Origin of the sequence: Corynebacterium falsenii, from assembly GCF_020099275.1 — a bacterium.
Taxonomy (GTDB): domain Bacteria; phylum Actinomycetota; class Actinomycetes; order Mycobacteriales; family Mycobacteriaceae; genus Corynebacterium; species Corynebacterium falsenii.
Genome location: NZ_CP083646.1, coordinates 1,873,173 through 1,890,215, shown reverse-complemented (window position 1 = coordinate 1,890,215; position 17,043 = coordinate 1,873,173). Strand labels below are relative to the sequence as shown.

Annotated in this window: 15 protein-coding genes; 12 read left to right on the top strand and 3 right to left on the bottom strand. The window is 63.9% G+C overall.

The window, feature by feature from the left end:
* Window positions 1-25 precede the first annotated feature (25 nt).
* On the top strand, window positions 26-847 hold the full coding sequence (gene cobA / locus LA343_RS08300) for a uroporphyrinogen-III C-methyltransferase (RefSeq protein WP_081737421.1): 822 nt from the start codon (window positions 26-28) through the stop codon (window positions 845-847).
* On the opposite strand, the gene yaaA is transcribed toward cobA, so the two are convergent.
* A complete protein-coding gene (yaaA, locus tag LA343_RS08295; RefSeq protein ID WP_039910924.1) occupies window positions 844-1,635 on the bottom strand; it encodes a peroxide stress protein YaaA in 792 nt (263 codons plus the stop codon). The genes cobA and yaaA overlap by 4 nt on opposite strands.
* A 110-nt stretch (window positions 1,636-1,745) precedes the next feature.
* Here yaaA and LA343_RS08290 point away from each other — a divergent pair, with 110 nt between their 5' ends.
* Window positions 1,746-3,527, top strand: a complete 1,782-nt coding sequence (locus tag LA343_RS08290) for a proline--tRNA ligase (RefSeq protein WP_025402867.1) — start codon at window positions 1,746-1,748, stop codon at window positions 3,525-3,527.
* Window positions 3,528-3,589: 62 nt separating this feature from the next.
* Here the strand turns inward: LA343_RS08290 and LA343_RS08285 are convergent, their stop codons facing one another.
* Window positions 3,590-4,705: a DUF4439 domain-containing protein gene (locus LA343_RS08285; protein ID WP_081737324.1), complete on the bottom strand. Its 1,116-nt coding sequence runs from the start codon at window positions 4,703-4,705 to the stop codon at window positions 3,590-3,592.
* A gap of 67 nt (window positions 4,706-4,772) precedes the next feature.
* Here LA343_RS08285 and rimP point away from each other — a divergent pair, with 67 nt between their 5' ends.
* From rimP to LA343_RS08245, 8 genes are all read left to right on the top strand, one after another.
* Window positions 4,773-5,315, top strand: a complete 543-nt coding sequence (gene rimP / locus LA343_RS08280; protein ID WP_025402865.1) for a ribosome maturation factor RimP — start codon at window positions 4,773-4,775, stop codon at window positions 5,313-5,315.
* A gap of 123 nt (window positions 5,316-5,438) precedes the next feature.
* Window positions 5,439-6,437 carry a transcription termination factor NusA gene (nusA, locus tag LA343_RS08275; RefSeq protein ID WP_025402864.1) on the top strand — a complete coding sequence of 333 codons (999 nt, stop codon included), beginning with the start codon at window positions 5,439-5,441 and terminating at the stop codon, window positions 6,435-6,437.
* Between the two features lie 168 nt (window positions 6,438-6,605).
* Window positions 6,606-6,935 (top strand): YlxR family protein, encoded by a 330-nt coding sequence (locus tag LA343_RS08270; RefSeq protein WP_025402863.1) that lies wholly within the window; start codon window positions 6,606-6,608, stop codon window positions 6,933-6,935.
* A gap of 178 nt (window positions 6,936-7,113) precedes the next feature.
* Window positions 7,114-10,212 carry a translation initiation factor IF-2 gene (gene infB / locus LA343_RS08265; protein WP_025402862.1) on the top strand — a complete coding sequence of 1,033 codons (3,099 nt, stop codon included), beginning with the start codon at window positions 7,114-7,116 and terminating at the stop codon, window positions 10,210-10,212.
* A gap of 286 nt (window positions 10,213-10,498) precedes the next feature.
* On the top strand, window positions 10,499-10,990 hold the full coding sequence (rbfA, locus tag LA343_RS08260) for a 30S ribosome-binding factor RbfA (protein ID WP_025402861.1): 492 nt from the start codon (window positions 10,499-10,501) through the stop codon (window positions 10,988-10,990).
* A gap of 118 nt (window positions 10,991-11,108) precedes the next feature.
* Window positions 11,109-12,389, top strand: a complete 1,281-nt coding sequence (locus LA343_RS08255) for an MATE family efflux transporter (protein ID WP_039911437.1) — start codon at window positions 11,109-11,111, stop codon at window positions 12,387-12,389.
* 357 nt (window positions 12,390-12,746) lie between these two features.
* Complete coding sequence (locus LA343_RS08250) at window positions 12,747-13,637, top strand: metallophosphoesterase family protein (protein WP_081737419.1); 891 nt, start codon at window positions 12,747-12,749, stop codon at window positions 13,635-13,637.
* Between the two features lie 11 nt (window positions 13,638-13,648).
* On the top strand, window positions 13,649-14,365 hold the full coding sequence (locus tag LA343_RS08245; protein WP_025402858.1) for a 4'-phosphopantetheinyl transferase family protein: 717 nt from the start codon (window positions 13,649-13,651) through the stop codon (window positions 14,363-14,365).
* Here LA343_RS08245 and truB read toward each other — a convergent pair.
* The gene (gene truB, locus LA343_RS08240) at window positions 14,362-15,312 is read right to left on the bottom strand and encodes a tRNA pseudouridine(55) synthase TruB (protein WP_039910923.1); all 951 of its coding nucleotides are present in this window, start codon (window positions 15,310-15,312) and stop codon (window positions 14,362-14,364) included. The two genes, LA343_RS08245 and truB, sit on opposite strands and share 4 nt — an antisense overlap.
* 165 nt (window positions 15,313-15,477) lie before the next feature.
* On the opposite strand from truB, the gene LA343_RS08235 reads away from it, so the two are divergent.
* Window positions 15,478-16,482, top strand: coding sequence for a bifunctional riboflavin kinase/FAD synthetase (locus LA343_RS08235; RefSeq protein ID WP_025402856.1), 1,005 nt, complete (start codon window positions 15,478-15,480; stop codon window positions 16,480-16,482).
* Window positions 16,483-16,723: 241 nt separating this feature from the next.
* Window positions 16,724-16,993 carry a 30S ribosomal protein S15 gene (gene rpsO, locus LA343_RS08230; protein ID WP_025402855.1) on the top strand — a complete coding sequence of 90 codons (270 nt, stop codon included), beginning with the start codon at window positions 16,724-16,726 and terminating at the stop codon, window positions 16,991-16,993.
* Window positions 16,994-17,043 lie beyond the last annotated feature (50 nt).

Here is a 17,043-nt window from a genome sequence, read left to right as displayed (position 1 = left end):
TGTACGGTCGCTAGAGTTAATGGCCATGACGGAACAAGCAGCACAGCGGGGCCCAGAGAAGACGGGGCACGCGGATCAAGCGGATTCTGGCCACGCCATCCTCATCGGCGGAGGTCCGGGCGCGTGGGATCTCATCACTGTTCGCGGCATGCACGCCCTGCAGCGCGCGGATGTAATCCTCGCCGATCATCTTGGCCCCACCGCTGAACTCGACAAGTTGTGTGATGTTAGCACCAAAACCGTCATCGACGTCGCCAAGCTGCCCTACGCCAAGCAGGTCAGCCAAGACAAAATCAACGAGCTCCTCGTGACCTACGCCCAGGAGGGTAAGGTCGTCGCACGGCTTAAAGGTGGCGACCCGTTCGTCTTCGGCCGCGGCTTTGAGGAAGTGCAGGCCTGCGCTGAGGCCGGTGTGCCCTGCGAAGTCATTCCAGGTGTGACCAGCGCAGTGTCTGTTCCCGCGATGGTGGGCATTCCCGTCACGCAGCGGGGCATGGTGCATTCCTTCACCGTCGTATCCGGCCACCTACCGCCAGGCCACCCCAAGTCGCTCATTGACTGGGACAAGCTTGCGGTCTCTGGTGGCACGCTGAGCATCATCATGGGGGTAAAGAACGTTGCAGCGATCGCGGATGCACTGCTCACTGCGGGTCGGGCAGCGGACACCCCAGCGGCTGTGATTCAGGAAGGCACCACCGACAAGGAACGATTCTTCCGCTGCACGCTGGGCACGCTCGCCGCCACCTGCGCAGACAATGCGATTAGCAACCCAGCGGTGTACGTCATTGGGGATGTCGCGGGTCTCGACGCCACCTCGACGCCTACTGCCTCGACGCCAACCGCCTAGCGTTCCACCACCAGAACGATCTCATGGGCGTTCTTCTCGCTCCGCTCGGCCAGCATGCCCGCCCGCTCCGCTATGGCCATGAGGTCGGGGATGGCTGGTGGCGTCGAACGAGAAAAATCACCAGCGGCCAGAGCGAGCTCGCGTGCGAACAGACCCTTGTAGTGCTTGTTAAAGTGGCTCACCACTTTGCGCGAACCATCGGGCTGAACGGACTCCACGCGCACCGTCACCGCGGACTTTAGGCGACCGAGCTGCTGGTACGTGCCAGAGCGCAGGTCCACCACCAACTGCTGATTGGCCACGTCGGTGAGCACATCGGTAATGGCTGACCCCCAGCGCGACTTCATGGTTGGAGCCTTCGAGCCTGGTTTGACGGAGGACTGGGTGGCGGAGAACTTGGAGCCACCCGAGAGACGGTAATGCGGGATCGGATCGCTTGCCATGACCAGGCCGAACAAGGCAGACCCGACGGCCAGGTGGCCGAGGCTGGTGTGTGGAAGAGAAGGCGCATCGAGCGCGTCGTAGAGCACGCCCGTGTAGCGGCGAATCGCGGGCATGGTGGGGGAGTCGAACAACTGAGCATTAGCGGTGACTTCGTCGGCGAGCTTTGCGGATAGCCCCAGCGCTTCCTGAGCACGCTGGGGATCATCGGCACACAGGTGCTGGAGATCGGTGGCGATGTCAGTGCGGCGAGGGGTGAGGTCCGGGAAGCTCAAGGCGTGGAGGTCAAGGGGAGAGCCATCGCCGCCACTGGCTTTGGTTTCCGACGGGGGCAAGATGATCAGCATGGGCTACAGCCTAAACAATTGGCTGGCTGGTTACCCACCCTGGTAACCCCACCCTGGTAACCCCACCCTGGTGCCGAAAACTTGCTCTATACACGGTAAAGTCGGGAGCCATGATCACTCGGATGTCTCAATTCTTCCTGCGTACGCTGCGCGACAACCCCGCAGACGCAGAGGTACCCAGCCACCAGCTACTCGTTCGTGCCGGATACATCCGCCGCGTCGCCCCGGGCGTGTACAGCTGGCTGCCCATCGGCCTGCGCGTGCTGCGCAAGATCGAAGCCGTGGTGCGTGAAGAAATGGACGCGATCGGCGGACAGGAGCTCGCTTTCCCGGCGCTGCTGCCACGCGAGGCCTACGAGGCGACGGGCCGCTGGACCGAGTATGGCGACGCCCTGTTTAGGCTCAAGGACCGCAAGGGTGCCGATTACCTTCTGGGCCCCACCCACGAGGAAATGTTTGCCTCCGTGGTGAAGTCCGAGTTCAACTCCTACAAGGACTTCCCGGTCATTCTGTACCAGATCCAGACCAAGTACCGCGACGAAGAGCGCCCCCGCGCCGGTATTCTGCGCGGCCGCGAGTTCGTGATGAAGGACTCCTACTCCTTCAACATGGACGACGAAGGCCTGGAAAAGTCCTATCAGCTGCACCGCACGGCGTACCAGAATATCTTCAACCGCTTGGGCATTGAATACGCCATCTGCTCTGCGACATCCGGCGCCATGGGTGGTTCGGCGTCCGAAGAGTTCCTGGCTGTCTCGCCCACGGGTGAGGACACGTTCGTGCGCTCCACGGAATCTGACTTCGCCGCGAATGTTGAGGCTGTGGTGACGCCCGTGCCGGAGGAACGCCCAATCGAGGGGCTGGCCGAGGCCAAGGAATACGAAACCCCCAACGCCGAGACCATCGAAGCGTTGGTGGACTGGGCAAACCAGGAGGGCGTGACCATCGACGGTCGGGCAGTGGAAGCCGCCGACACCCTCAAGTGCATCGTGGTCAAGGTGAGCAAGCCCGGTACCGACGAGGAAGGCAAGCCCTTCGCACCGGAACTGACCGGCGTGCTGGTGCCCGGCAACCGCGAAGTGGACATGAAGCGCCTCGAAGCAGCCATGGAACCCGCCCAGGTGGAGCTGGCTAGCGAAGAAGACTTCGCCAAGAGCTCCTTCCTCGTCAAGGGCTACGTGGGGCCGCTGGCGCTGCAGGAAAACGGCGTGAAGGTGCTGGCTGACCCGCGCGTGGTCAAGGGCAGCAGCTGGATCACGGGTGCCGACAGGAAGGAAACCCACTTCGTAGGCGTGGTCGCGGGCCGCGACTTCACCCCGGATGGGACCGTGGAAGCCGCCGAGATCCTGGAAGGCGACGCCTCCCCGGATGGCAAGGGCACGCTGACCCTGGCACGCGGCATCGAGATCGGCCACATCTTCCAGCTCGGCCGCAAGTACACCGAGGCGTTCGACGTGCAGATTCTCGACGAATCCGGCAAGCGCGCGGTGCCGACCATGGGCTCCTATGGCGTGGGAGTATCTCGCCTGGTGGCTGTGGTCGCCGAGCAGATGCACGACGAGGCAGGTCTGCGCTGGCCCCAGTCGGTGGCGCCGTTCGACATTCACGTGGTCATCGCCAACAAAGATGCCGCGGCGGGCGAGGCTGCGACCAAGCTTGTGGAGCAGCTATCCAGCGCCGGCCACGAGGTGCTGTTCGACGATCGCCCGAAGGTATCCCCGGGTGTGAAGTTCAAGGACTCCGAGCTTCTGGGCATGCCGCTCGTGCTGGTGGTGGGCCGAGGGTTCGCAGATGGCGTGGTGGAGCTGCGCAACCGGTTGACCGGCGAGAAGGTGGAGATCGCTTACGATCAGGCCGTCGCGGAGATCAGCAAGCACCTGGCGAAGGCCTAAGGGGTCAGCCGTGGGGATGGCCTAGGGGGGGCTGGGACCTGCAGGGCTGGGGGCCGCGGGACCTAGCCGCGGCTGATGACTGAGAGCGGATCCTCCCCAAGGATGCTCTCCAGCGCCGCCTCGCCACGGGCGTTGATCCCGCACCAACGCGCGAACAGAACACGACCTTCAGCGGTCGGCGCCTGGGATGCCAACTGACGCAGTCCCGCCGTGATCGGCAGCAGCGCCGCGTGGTAGAACGACGCAGCCTGAGACGGGTTGGACGGTGCCTGTTGCCCCTCCATCGGCCGGTAGCCCGGCTCAGGCTCTGGCACTGCGGCCTTGTTGGCGTTGAGCATGTCGATGAGATCGTCACGCAGCTCGCGCAGGCGGGTGGTGATGGTCGCCAAGACTGCCCGGTGGGCTCCGCCGTCGGCTGCAAGCACCAAGCCGGAGGCGTAGATCGCGGAGTACGTCAGACGTAGCAGCGCTGTGATGTTGTCCGTGGACTTAGTGCTCTCACCGACCTTCTCCACGTCGATGTCCTCGAGTCCCTTCATATCAGCCGTATCTTGGCTGGTGGTGAAGGCCGCGTACAGTCCGGTGAGGATCGATACCTGTGTGGTGTACTCATCGGCACTGAGGTCCGGCTGATCTTTCTGGTTCAGCGCAATGGCATCGAGATAGGCGGTCTGCGGATCCTTCGCGGCCGAATTGTTGCCGCTGTTTTTTGAGTCTCCTGAACCACCGGCAGTGCCGGTCGCGTCCGTCGAGCCCGCAGCGCCCGACGCCCCCGACGTGCCGCCAGCCCCCTGCTGATCCGTGGTCGTGCACGTTGCCGGGTGGTTGCCCTCATTGTCCACGCCGCACTGCCGCAAGACTTCATCGTTGATGGCGGTCGCTTGGGCGTTGTAGAACTTTTCCAGCCCCGCCGCCCCTTGGTCCTTCGCGGTGGCAGCGGCCGACTGCAGAGCGGCCTCCACTCCACGCAGCACGGCATTGGGCTCCGGGCTGCTGGAGAACACGGACGTGATCGAGGATGAGTCGCACGCTACCAACGTGATCGCCGCGGTGGCGGTGACCCCCAAACCCAAAAAGCCCCTCCGGGACACCACACGCCCGCTCCGAGGCGCCACGCTGCGGGCGGATTGGGCGGATTGTGCGGGATCGTGTTGCGGGGAGTCTTGTGAGGGCATCATCAATCACAGCATCTTACTCTGCATCCAGACTCTCCACCCAGCCCGGCACACGCTAGAGTTGGCACTTATGGCATTTCCAACCAAAGAACAGGTCCACGCAATCGTCGAGCCCGTGGTGGGGGAGTTCACCCTTCTGGTTGAGGAGATAAAAATCTCTAAGGCCGGAGCCAAATCCGCGGTCCGCATCGCCGTGGATGCGGCCACCCCCACCCGCGACGTTCCCGATCTCGACGAGCTCGAGGAAGTCAGCAAGGCCCTGTCGGAGGAGCTCGATCGCGCCGAGGACAACGGAATCGTGAACTTTGGTCCGGGATACACCTTGGAAGTCACCACGCCCGGAGTGGACTTTCCCATGACCCAGCACCGCCACTGGCGCAAGAATATCGGCCGGCTGGTCAAGCTCCCCGGCGGCAAGAAGGCCCGGGTTGCGCAGGTTAGTGACGATGCCGTGGCTCTGGTGACGTCGAAGAAAAAGAACGCAATCGTCACGATCCACCCACTCGGCGAGGTCGCTGGTTCCGTGGTTGATATCGAATTTTCGACGCCACCCCAGCGCGAAACCGATCTCGTGGGCCTGGAATGGGCTGCCTATGAGGCAATCACCGGCTGAGTCACCGGCTGAGTCCTTGGCAGATTCAGTGGTTGATTCACCGGTTATCTGCGGGCCGGTGGTAGGGTCTTGTCGAGTAGCAGTCGAGTATCAACTCGGAAAGTAACATCTCAAGGAGAACAAGTGAATATTGATATGGCGGCCCTGAAGGCAGTGGAACGGCAGGAATCCGTTCCCATGGACGAACTGCTCCAAGGCGTCAAAAGGGGGCTGCGCGAGGCATACCGCGCCATGAGCCACTACGAGGGGTACGTGGACGTTGACATCGACCCGATCAGCGGGGAAGTGACCGTCTACCAGGTCGAAAAAGACGAAGAAGGCAACGTCACCGGGCGGTTGGACGACACCCCCAGCGATTTCGGCCGCGCAGGCGCTCTGGCCGTCCGCGAGGCCGTGCGCTACCGCATCACGAGCGCGCGGGTACAAAAACGCTACGACGAATACTCCGAACTGCGCTACAAGACCGTCTCCGGCGTGGTTTCGCGCGATGCCCGCGCCAACGAACGCGGCGTGACGGTCGTGCACCTCGGCACCGAATTCGACGGCATTGACGGTCAGATCCTGCCCGCCGAGCACATCCCCGGCGAGAAGCTGGAACACGGCATGCGTGTCAAGGCGTTCGTCACGGATGTCATCAACAACGGCAACCGCAATGTGCAGGTGAACATGTCACGCACGCACCCCGAGTTGGTCCGTGGCCTGTTCTCTCTGGAAGTACCCGAGGTTGCCGACGGGTCGGTGGAGATTGTTGGCGTCGCCCGTGAAGCAGGCCACCGGACGAAGATCGCTGTGCGATCCACCGTCAAGGGCCTCAACGCCAAGGGAGCCTGCATTGGACCGCGTGGCCAGCGCGTATCCAACATCATGAAGGAAATCAACGGCGAGAAGATCGACATCATCGATTACTCCGATGATCCGGCGACATACGTGGGTAACGCCCTGAGCCCCTCCAAGGTGGTGAGCGTGACCGTGACTGATCCCGATCAGCAGATCGCGCGCGCGGTGGTGCCGGACTATCAGCTCAGCCTCGCGATTGGCAAGGAAGGGCAGAACGCCCGCCTAGCCGCGCGCCTGACCGGCTGGAAGATCGACATCCGCCCCGAAACCGACACGCCGAGTTAACCCTTTCGGCGCCATCCGCGTTAGACTGAATGATGGCCTTAAGCTCACAAGCAGCTTAAGCACAGGCTTTGCGTGCCCTCCCTGCGCCGGGAGTAACTTCTCGGCGGGACGCGCGCGAGGACACTGGTTGACACCGTGTTGACAACGTTCGTGTGGAAGGTGGAATGCGTGACGGACCGTCACAAGCACACACCTCTACGCACGTGCATCGCCACACGGCAGCTTCAGCCGCAGCACACGCTGTTGCGTTGTGTTGTTGAAGTTGCTGAACGTGATGATGGCCATGATGGCCAGAACACGCTGTTGATCGTGCCAGACCCGAAACGGCGCAAGCCGGGGCGGGGAGCATGGATTCAACCAACCCTCGACGCGTGGGAGATCGCCGAAAAGCGTCGGGCATTCGCCCGAGCGTTGAAGGTGTCCGCCTCCGCGGCGGATGCGAAACCTGTACGTGACTACATTGCCTCTCAGAGCAACACAGAAGAGCCGGTGGAATAATCCACCCGTGGTCAGTGGTTGAAACACAGAGGACATGGACAATTGCGTCGAACAACAGAAAGAACCCGAACACTGATGAGCGCACGATGAAGCAGCATCAGCGATGAGTGACAACAAGTACGGGGGCCGTACGTAGCTGGGTAACCGGCCTACGGCTCCGCAACCAAGAAGGAGAGTAGTGGCCGGAAAGCTACGCGTTCACGAGTTGGCCAAAGAACTCGGCGTAACAAGCAAGGAACTGCTCGCTACGCTGAAAGAGCAAGGCGAGTTCGTCAAAACAGCTTCCTCCACGGTGGAACCACCCGTGGTCAAGAAGATGAAGAAGTACTACGGTGTGGGCCAGGAGAGCACCCAGGCTCAGCCGGGCGCTGGCGTGCCCGGAGCAGGCAAGAAGCCCGCTGCCGGTGGACCCAAGCCCGGACCGAGTGCTGTCGCCAAGGCTGGCACCAAGCCCACCACCTCGGTGAAGCCGGGCCAGGCTGGCCCGAAGCCGGGTGCTGCTGGTGCTAGTGCTGGTGCTGCGGGCGCTCAGGCAGGTGCCAAGCCAGGTGCGAAGCCGGGCGCTGCTGGCGCCGCCGCCAAGGGTGCGAAGCCTGGCTCCACGCCGGGCGCTAAGAAGACGGGAGCTACCCCTGCGTCGGCCGCTGGTGCCGCTCAGGGTGGTGCCGCCCGTCCGGGCCAGGCTCCGCAGCCTGGCGCCAACCCCGCAGCTGCCGCCCGCGCGGCGGGCAAGCCGGGTTCCGGTGCTGCGGGCGCAAAGCCTGGATCCAAGCCGGGTGCACAACCTGGTACTCAGCCGGGTGGTCAGCCTGGTGCACGGCTCGGTGCCAAGCCGGGTGCCGGCGCGGCCCCGAAGCCGGGTGCTGCAGGTGCCCGCCCGGGCGCATCGAACGCCCCCAAGCCAGGTGCTGGTGGCCCCAAGCCGGGCCCGAAGCCGGGTGGTCGCGCTCCTCGCGTTGCCAACAACCCGTTCTCCTCGTCCGCTGGTTCCGAGCGCCCTGCTCCGCGTCCCCGCGGTGGTCAGGCAGGCCCGAACGACATGCCCCGTCCGGGCGGTCGCGGCGGTGCTGCCAAGGGCGGTCCGCGCCCAGGTGGACGTCCCGGCCCCGGCGGACGTGGCGGTCAGGGCGCACCGAAGCCCGGCGGTAAGCAGGGCGGTGCCCGCGGTGGTGCAGAGCGTCAGGGTGGAGGACGTCGTCCGTCTCCCGCAATGATGCCGTCGCATCCGAACCCGGGTCAGATGCCAGCGAAGTCGGACAACAACTTCGGCGGCGGTCGCGGCCGTGGTGGCGGACCGGGTGGCCCCGGTGGTCCCGGTGGCGGTCCGCGCGGTGGCCGTGGTGGTCGTCGCGGTGGCACCGCAGGTGCATTCGGACGCCCCGGTGGCGCTCCTCGCAAGGGACGCAAGTCGAAGCGGCAGAAGCGTAACGAGTACGAGGCAATGCAGGCACCTTCCGTTGTTGGCGGCGTGAAGCTGCCCAACGGCAAGGGCGCTAAGATTCGCCTCGCACGCGGTGCTTCTCTGGCTGACTTCGCCGAGAAGATCGACGCCGATGCAGCAGCATTGGTGCAGGCACTGTTCAACCTCGGCGAGATGGTGACCGCAACTCAGTCTGTCTCCGACGAAACCCTGCAGCTGCTGGGCGACGAGATGGATTACAAGGTTGAGGTTGTCTCTCCTGAGGATGAGGACCGTGAGCTGCTCGAGTCCTTCGACCTGCAGTTCGGCGAGGACGAGGGCGAGGACGAAGACCTCGCTCAGCGTCCTCCGGTGGTGACCGTCATGGGTCACGTCGACCACGGTAAGACGCGCCTGCTGGATACCATCCGTAAGGCGAACGTCGGTGGCGACGAGGCCGGTGGCATTACCCAGCACATCGGTGCATACCAGGTGGCAGTGGACATGGAAGGCACCGAGCGTTTGGTGACCTTCCTGGATACCCCGGGTCACGAGGCCTTCACGGCTATGCGTGCTCGTGGTGCGAAGTCCACGGATATCGCCATCCTCGTGGTTGCTGCTGATGACGGCGTGATGCCGCAGACGGTGGAGGCCATCAACCACGCGAAGGCCGCAGACGTGCCGGTCGTGGTTGCTGTGAACAAGATCGATAAGGAGGGCGCTTCCCCGGAGAAGATCCGTGGCCAGCTCACCGAGTACGATCTGGTGCCGGAAGAGTACGGTGGCGACACCATGTTCGTGGACATCTCTGCGAAGCAGGGCACGAACATCGATGCGCTGCTCGAAGCGGTGCTGCTGACTGCAGATGCGTCTCTGGATCTGCGAGCAAACCCGGACATGGACGCACAGGGCGTGGCCATTGAGGCTCACCTCGACCGCGGCCGTGGTCCCGTGGCCACCGTGCTGGTGCAGCGCGGTACGCTGCGCGTCGGTGACTCCATCGTGGTCGGCGACGCCCACGGACGTGTGCGCCGCATGATCGACGAGCACGGCAACGACGTCACCGAGGCCGGTCCGTCCCGACCGGTGCAGGTGCTGGGTCTGACCAGCGTGTCCGGCGCAGGCGACAACATGCTGGTGGTCGATGAAGACCGCACGGCACGTCAGATCGCCGATCGCCGCAACGCACGTCGCCGCAACGCTATGCAGGCTAAGAACCGCAAGCGCGTGTCCCTGGAGGATCTGGATGCGGTGTTGAAGGAAACCAACACCCTCAACCTCATCCTCAAGGGCGACAACGCCGGTACGGTCGAGGCTCTGGAAGACGCGCTGCTCAAGATCGAGGTGGACGACGAAGTAGCCCTCAACATCATCGACCGCGGTGTCGGTGCTGTGACGGAGACCAACGTCAACCTGGCAGCGGCCTCCGACGCCGTGATCATCGGCTTCAACGTGCGCGCCGAAGGCAAGGCCACCGAGGTGGCCAACGCCGAGGGCGTGGACATCCGCTACTACTCGGTGATCTACAAGGCCATCGAGGAAGTCGAAGCCGCTCTGAAGGGCATGCTCAAGCCCATCTACGAGGAGCACGAGATCGGCAAGGCGGAGATCCGCCAGATCTTCAAGGCATCCTCCGTCGGCCTCATCGCAGGCTGCATGGTGGAATCCGGCAAGGTTCGCCGCAACGCCCAGATCCGTCTGGTGCGCGATGGCAATGTTGTCGCCGAGAAGGCGAAGATCGAGTCGCTGCGTCGTGAAAAGGACGATGTCAACGAGGTCTCCGCTGGCTACGAATGCGGTATGGTTCTGTCCTACCCGGACATCCAGGTGGACGACATCATCGAGGTCTTCGAGCTGGTTGAGGTGCCCCGCACCTAAGCCGACTTCGGCACAGCGCCCCGCGAGATCCGAGGGTTGATCCTTTAGACAGCCCTTGATCATTCGCGGGGCTTCGTGTTGTGTCGATGCGCACGCAAGGGCACGTGCGTTTGCACGCTAACCTCGACACCATTAGGCAGTTAGGCAGTCGCCCAACCCATTTCGAGGCATCTCGAAGATTGAGCGTCGAGACCACGATCACCAAACCGATTTCCAGACTGATTACCAGATCTTAAAGACCCTAATAACCTTAAAAAGACCCCAACACTTAGTGAGGATGAAACCCATGGTTGACCACGCCCGCGCAGCACGCATGGCAAAGCGCATCCAGACGATTGTCGCTACCGCCATCGAGCGGGAGATTAAGGATCCCCGCCTGGAGTTCGTGACGATCACGGACACCCGGCTCACCGGCGATCTGCACGACGCCACGGTGTTCTACACCGTCCGTGGCCGCACTGTCGATGCCGAGCCCGATCTCGCGTCGGCCGAGGATGCCCTGACCAAGGCTCGCGGTCGGCTGCGCAAGATCGTCGGTGACCAGCTCAGCGTGCGTTTTACCCCCACGCTGACCTTCTCGCTCGACACCGTTCCGGAGGCCTCCGCGCACTTCGAGGAGATCCTCGCCCAGGCCCGTGCCAAGGATGAGCAGCTCCGCGCCCAGGCGTCCGGCGCAACCCCCGCGGGCGACGCCGACCCGTATCGCAAGCCCGGGGACGAGCACACTGAGCACACTGAGCACGCTGAGCACACCGAGCACACGGCCGAAGAGCGCTAGACCCTTGGCACACCCCGCCTCCGCCGACGAGAATCACGACGGCACCCGCGACACCGACGCCCCCGGCACCCACGACCCCAACACCGATGCGTCCGAGGTCCGCGCCGACACGCGCACCATCCTCGGCCTCGCCTGGCCCGCCCTCGTGGTCCTCGCAGCCACCCCGCTGTATCTGTTGTGGGATACGGCAGTCGTCGGTCGTCTGGGCGCCCTCGACCTCGCCGCGCTCGCGGCCGGCGCCACGGTGCTCAGCACGGTCACCACGCAGCTGACGTTCCTGTCCTACGGCACCACCGCCCGCGCCGCGCGCCACTACGGCGCCGGCCGCCGCTCCAGCGCGATTTACGAGGGCGTGCAGGCCTCGTGGGTCGCCGTGGGGGTCGGTGCGGTGCTCGCGGCTATCGTGTTTAGCTTCGCGCCGCACATCATGGGCTTCTTTTCGTCCGACGCCACAGTCGTGCACCTCGCCACCCAATGGATGAGGGTGACGTGCCTGTCTGTCATCCCAGCCCTGCTGGTCATGGCCGGAAATGGGTGGTTGCGCGGCATGTCCAACACCCGCTTGCCGCTCTATTTCACCCTGGCGGGCGTGATTCCGATGGCCATCACCGTTCCCTGGTCCGTGGGGTGCTACGGGATGGTCGGTTCTGCCTATGCGAATGTGCTTGGCGAAAGCATCATTGCGGCCTGCTTCCTTGGAGCATTGGTGGTGTACTGGCGTCGCGAAGGGGATGGCCGTCCCTTGTCCCCGCAGTGGAACGTCATCAAGGCGCAGCTGACGATGGGCCGCGACCTCATTGCGCGCAGCCTGAGCTTCCAGGTGGCCTTCATCTCCGCTGCGGCCGTGGCTGGCCGCATGGGGTCGGCTCCACTGGCGGCACACCAGATTCTGCTGCAGTTGTGGAACTTCCTCACCTTGGTGCTGGATTCGGTGGCCATCGCGGCGCAAGCGTTGGTGGGTGCGGCCTTGGGGGCTGGGTCTGCGCGGCATGCGAGGCGCGTCGGAAATATCGTGCTGAGGTTCTCCGTAGCGGCGTCGGTGTTATTGGCCCTGTGCCTAGGAGCCGGAGCGGGCGTGATTCCGCGGTTGTTCACCCAAGATCCGGCCGTGCTGTCTACGATGGCGGGGCCGTGGTGGATGCTCGTTGTGCTGGTGCTCATGGGTGGCGTGGTGTTCGCGCTCGACGGCGTGCTGCTCGGCGCGGCAGACGTGGCGTTTCTGCGTACGGCGACGATGGTGTCCGTCATCGTTGGATTCATCCCCGTGGTGTGGATGGCTTATATCTTCCACTGGGGTCTGGTGGGGGTGTGGTGTGGCCTGCTGGGCTTCATCAGCATCCGGCTCGCTGCAGTGGTGTGGCGCTACCGGGGCAGCGCGTGGACGGACAATGCGTTGTGAGATGCGCTGTACCCCCGCGCCGTAGCCTCCGGAGAAGCTTTTGCGCCCCATAGTTCACAATAGTCAAGTATTTTCACTATAGTCACAGGAAGTATGGTGATTTTTCCGACGCGCGCCACAGCGTACTGTCGCTAGGCGCGTGATGGCCTAGGAAATGACTCGACCGCGAATGATGTGAAGGAGGTGCCGCCCGTGCCAGCAGCTGCAGTGGCTGAGACTGCTACAACAACCAACACCGCCAACACAGCTAGCACCGCCAACACAGCCAACACAGCCCTAGCGCGCGGGCGGCGCGCCACTGCACGTCCCGCACGTTCCGCACGCCCCGCGACGAGCCGACCGTGCACGCTCTGGGCCGTGAGCGACCTCCACGTTCATTCGCAGGGCAACGCGGACATCGTCGATAAGTATCTGCGCCCACCTAACCCCGATGACTGGCTCATCGTGGCAGGAGACGTGGCCGAGGATATCGACACGGTGGTGCGGACGTTGGCGAAGCTGCAGCAGCGCTATGCGCACGTCATTTACACGCCGGGGAATCATGAGATTTATGCGCGCTCGGATGATCGCCTCAAGGGGAGGGCCAAGTACGACGCGCTGATCCACGCCGTCCAACGGCTCGGCGTCACCACGCCCGAGGATCCCTACGTCACCTTCGGCGACCACACGATCGTGCCGCTGTTTACGTTGTATGACCACTCGTGGCGTGCGGAGGGAACCACTCGAGACGAGGCCCTGGCCGCCGCGCAGGAATCGGGTGTGGTGCTTACCGACAGCTTTACGGTGGAGCCGTACGTGGACGTGGAACTGTGGTGCCGGGATCGCCTGAAATACTCGGTGCGGCGGCTCGCCAGCGTTTCCACGCCGACGATTCTGGTGAATCACTGGCCGCTAGCTCGGGAAACCCTGAAGAATGTTCGCTATCCGGAAATCGGGTTGTGGTCAGGAACGAGGCACACTCAGAACTGGCCTTTACGCTATCGAGCCAGTACCGTGATCTACGGTCACTTGCATATTCCTGTGGAAATCTTTGTGAAAAACGTAACGCATGCGGAGGTCTCACTCGGTTATCCACGGGAGTGGAAAAAATCTTTGCCACCCCGCGTGGATAAGAAGCTGTGGCCCTACCCGGTTCTTACCCGCACGCATGACCAGCACCGCCCAACCAACCTAACCAATTCAGCCAGCATAGCCAGCCCAACCGACACAACCAGCACAACCAACACAGATAAGGAGGTGACCCCGTGAGAAGCGCAACGATGTTCGGCTGCACCGCCACCGACTACGCCGGACAGGATGTCCGCACCGTCATTCCCAACTCGATGTTGCCCACGGGCACCCGCTGTGTTGAGGTGCACTCGGCGTCCGGTGATCTGAGCAATTTCTACGAGCTCTGCCCCGAGGAGCAACAGCTCGTGGCCAACGCCGTCGACCGCCGCAAGGCTGACTTCGGCGACTCTCGCTGGTGCGCGCACCGCGCCATGTCCGAGTTTGTGGTGGACCAGCCCATCATGCGCGGCGAGCGCGGCATGCCCGTGTTCCCCGACGGCGTGACCGGCTCCCTGACGCATACCGAGGGCTTCCGCGCCGCGATCGTCGGCCGGTCGAGTCGGTGGCGCTCCCTCGGCATCGATGCCGAACCCGTCGGCCCGCTGCCTGAGGGTGTGTTCAACACCATCGCGCTACCCGGGGAGCAGCGTCGCATCCGTCGCACCACCCGTCACACGGGTTTGCGGGATCTCGACAAGGTGCTGTTCTCTGCGAAGGAGGCCACGTACAAAGCGTGGTTCCCGCTGACCCACCGGTTCCTCGACTTCGACCAGGCCGATATCGACATCCGCCCGGATGGCACGTTTGTGTCTTACCTGCTGGTGCGCCCCGTGCCGGTGCCGTTCATCCAGGGCCGCTGGGCTGTGCGCGACGGCTTCGTGGTCACTGTCGCCGCTGTGGCCGCGGGGCAGGCAACTCGTCGCTAGTCGAGCCCGTGGGGACGGGCCACGAACACCGACGCCGCCCTAGCGCCCTTCTCCTTCAGCAGAGCATAGGCATGTCCCGTGGGCGTGACGACCGCGTAGACACCCCGCTTGCCCACTGGCTCGAGCCATTTGCCCAGAGCCACGTTGGTGGCCTGCTCCTCGGTGATCTCGCGGGTGGGGAAGCAGCGGATCATGGCGTCGTCGAGACTCAACGACAACTGCGGGTTCTCGGCGAGTTGCTCGAGGGTCTTCGCCTCTGCGATGTCGAAGGGGCCGACCGACGTGCGGCGCAGTTGGGTGAGGTGCCCACCCACGCCCAATTCGGCGCCGACGTCGCGGGCGATCGCGCGGATGTAGGTGCCGCTGGAGCAGTGTACGGAGATGACGACATCAATTGCTTCCGGGGCTTTTGTGGTGTTCGCCCCGTTTGCCCCGTTCGTCGTGTTCGTCCCGCCGCTACCGTCCGCCGCAGCGCCGCCAACACGAGTGATCGAATGCACCTCCAAGGAATGCACGGTCACGGGGCGGGCGGGGATGTCCACTTCCTGCCCCTCCCGCACCAGTTCGTGAGCCCGCCGGCCGTTGATCTTAATGGACGACACGCTGGTGGGTTTTTGCTGAATGTCGCCGACGAGCGCGGCACAGGCGGCGCGGATGCTGTCGTCGTCGAGACTACCGAGCAATTCGGGAGCGGCCGTGGAGAGCACGTCCCCCTCGGCGTCGTCGGTGACTGTCGACGCGCCGAGACGCATCGTGGCTTCGTAGCGCTTATCGTGGGTGACCACGTGCGCGAGGAATTTCGTCCCGCGTTCGACGCCGACCACCAGCACTCCCGTCGCCATCGGGTCGAGGGTGCCGGAGTGGCCGACCCGGCGGGTGCCCATGATCCGCCGCAACCGCGCGACGACGTCGTGCGAGCTCATCCCGCTGGGCTTGTCGACGATCATCACGCCGGAGCGGCCGAGGATACTTGCTGGTTGGCCGTGTGCTTGCTCGTGTGACTGGCCGTGTGCTTGCTCGTGTGACTGGGCGTGTGCTTGCGTGCGTGATTGTGCCGGGGGCGGGGTGGGGGTGTGAGCCATAGCCATAGGGTATCGGCTAGCATTTGGTCTGTGAGTATCTGGTACGGACTGGACAGGGTTCCCGAGCATGTCGGGGCCAACGGAACTGTGGTGACCATCGGCGTGTTCGATGGCGTGCACCGTGGCCACCAGGAGCTGGTGACCCGCACGGTGGCGACGGCGCGTGACATGGGCGTGCCGAGCGTCATGTTCACTTTCGATCCGCATCCCACGGTGGTATTCCGCCCGGAGTCCGTTCCGCCGCTGCTGGGCACGGTGTCCCAGCGTGCTGAGCTGGCCCAGCAGATGGGTATCGACAACGTGGTTGTGGTGGCCTTCACGAAGGAGATTTCCAGCTGGTCGCCGGCCGAGTACGTCGATCATGTGCTCGTGGACCTGCTGCACGCGAAGGCCGTGTATGTGGGGGAGAACTTCACCTTCGGCCACAAGGCTGCGGGCACCACGGACACCCTCGCCGAGCTCGGTGCTGAGCGTGGCATCGATGTGCACGTCGTGCCGCTTCTGGAGGAATCGAGTCCATCCGACGCCACCGCGTCCCCCCACGTCGTATGCTCCACGTGGATCCGGCAGGCGCTGGCCGACGGTGACATTGCGGGGGCGAACCACGCGCTGGGTCGGCCCTTCACCGTGGAGGGGGAGGTGACGCACGGCGCGGGCCGTGGTGGTCGCGCGCTGGGGTTCCCCACAGCAAACCTGTACTTCCCGGAGAAGTACGCCCTTCCGGCGGACGGTGTGTATGCCGGCTACGTGACGGTCTTGCCGGGCAAGGGCGCGCCTGGACAGAAGGTGGGGACGATGCCCGTGGGGGAGAGGCTGGCTGCCGCGATCTCGGTGGGCACGAACCCGACCTTCGGGCATGAGCCGCGCAGCGTGGAGAGCTTCATCCTCGATCACGAGGCTGACCTGTACGGGTTGGACACTCGTGTGGAGTTTGTGGAGCGGCTGCGTGGGCAGGAGACGTACACCTCGATGGAGGAGCTCATTGAGGCGATTGGCCGGGACGTGGCTAATACGCGGGCTGCGCTGACACGGTGAGCATGACGTAATGGCGCAGTGACGCACTGACGCACTGACGCACTGACGTAATGACGTAATGAGGCTCGGGGAGAAAGGGGTGTGGCTTTTGGCCGCTGTGGGGTGTCGGTGGTAGTGTTGCTAAGTCTGCGACTGTGGTCTGCGGTAGTCGCATGCTCATCACACGCCGAGGTCTGACCGGCGGCGCTGTGTATGGACAACTTTTCGCGCGGACTGAAACAACTACCAAGGAGATATTCTTATGGCTCTTTCCAAGGAGCAGAAGGCAGAGACCCTCAAGGAGTTCGGCCTCCACGAGACCGACACCGGTTCCCCCGAAGCTCAGGTTGCGCTGCTGACCGTTCGTATCCGTCAGCTGACCGAGCACCTGAAGTTCCACAAGCACGATCACCACTCCCGCCGCGGCCTGCTGCTGCTGGTTGGTCGTCGCAAGAGCCTGCTGAAGTACCTGGCTGAGAACAACGTTGACCGTTACCGTTCTCTGATCCAGCGCCTGGGCCTGCGCCGCTAGTCTTGCCGCTAGCTAGGCGACTAGTCCAGCACTAGCGCTGTGCGGGGTGT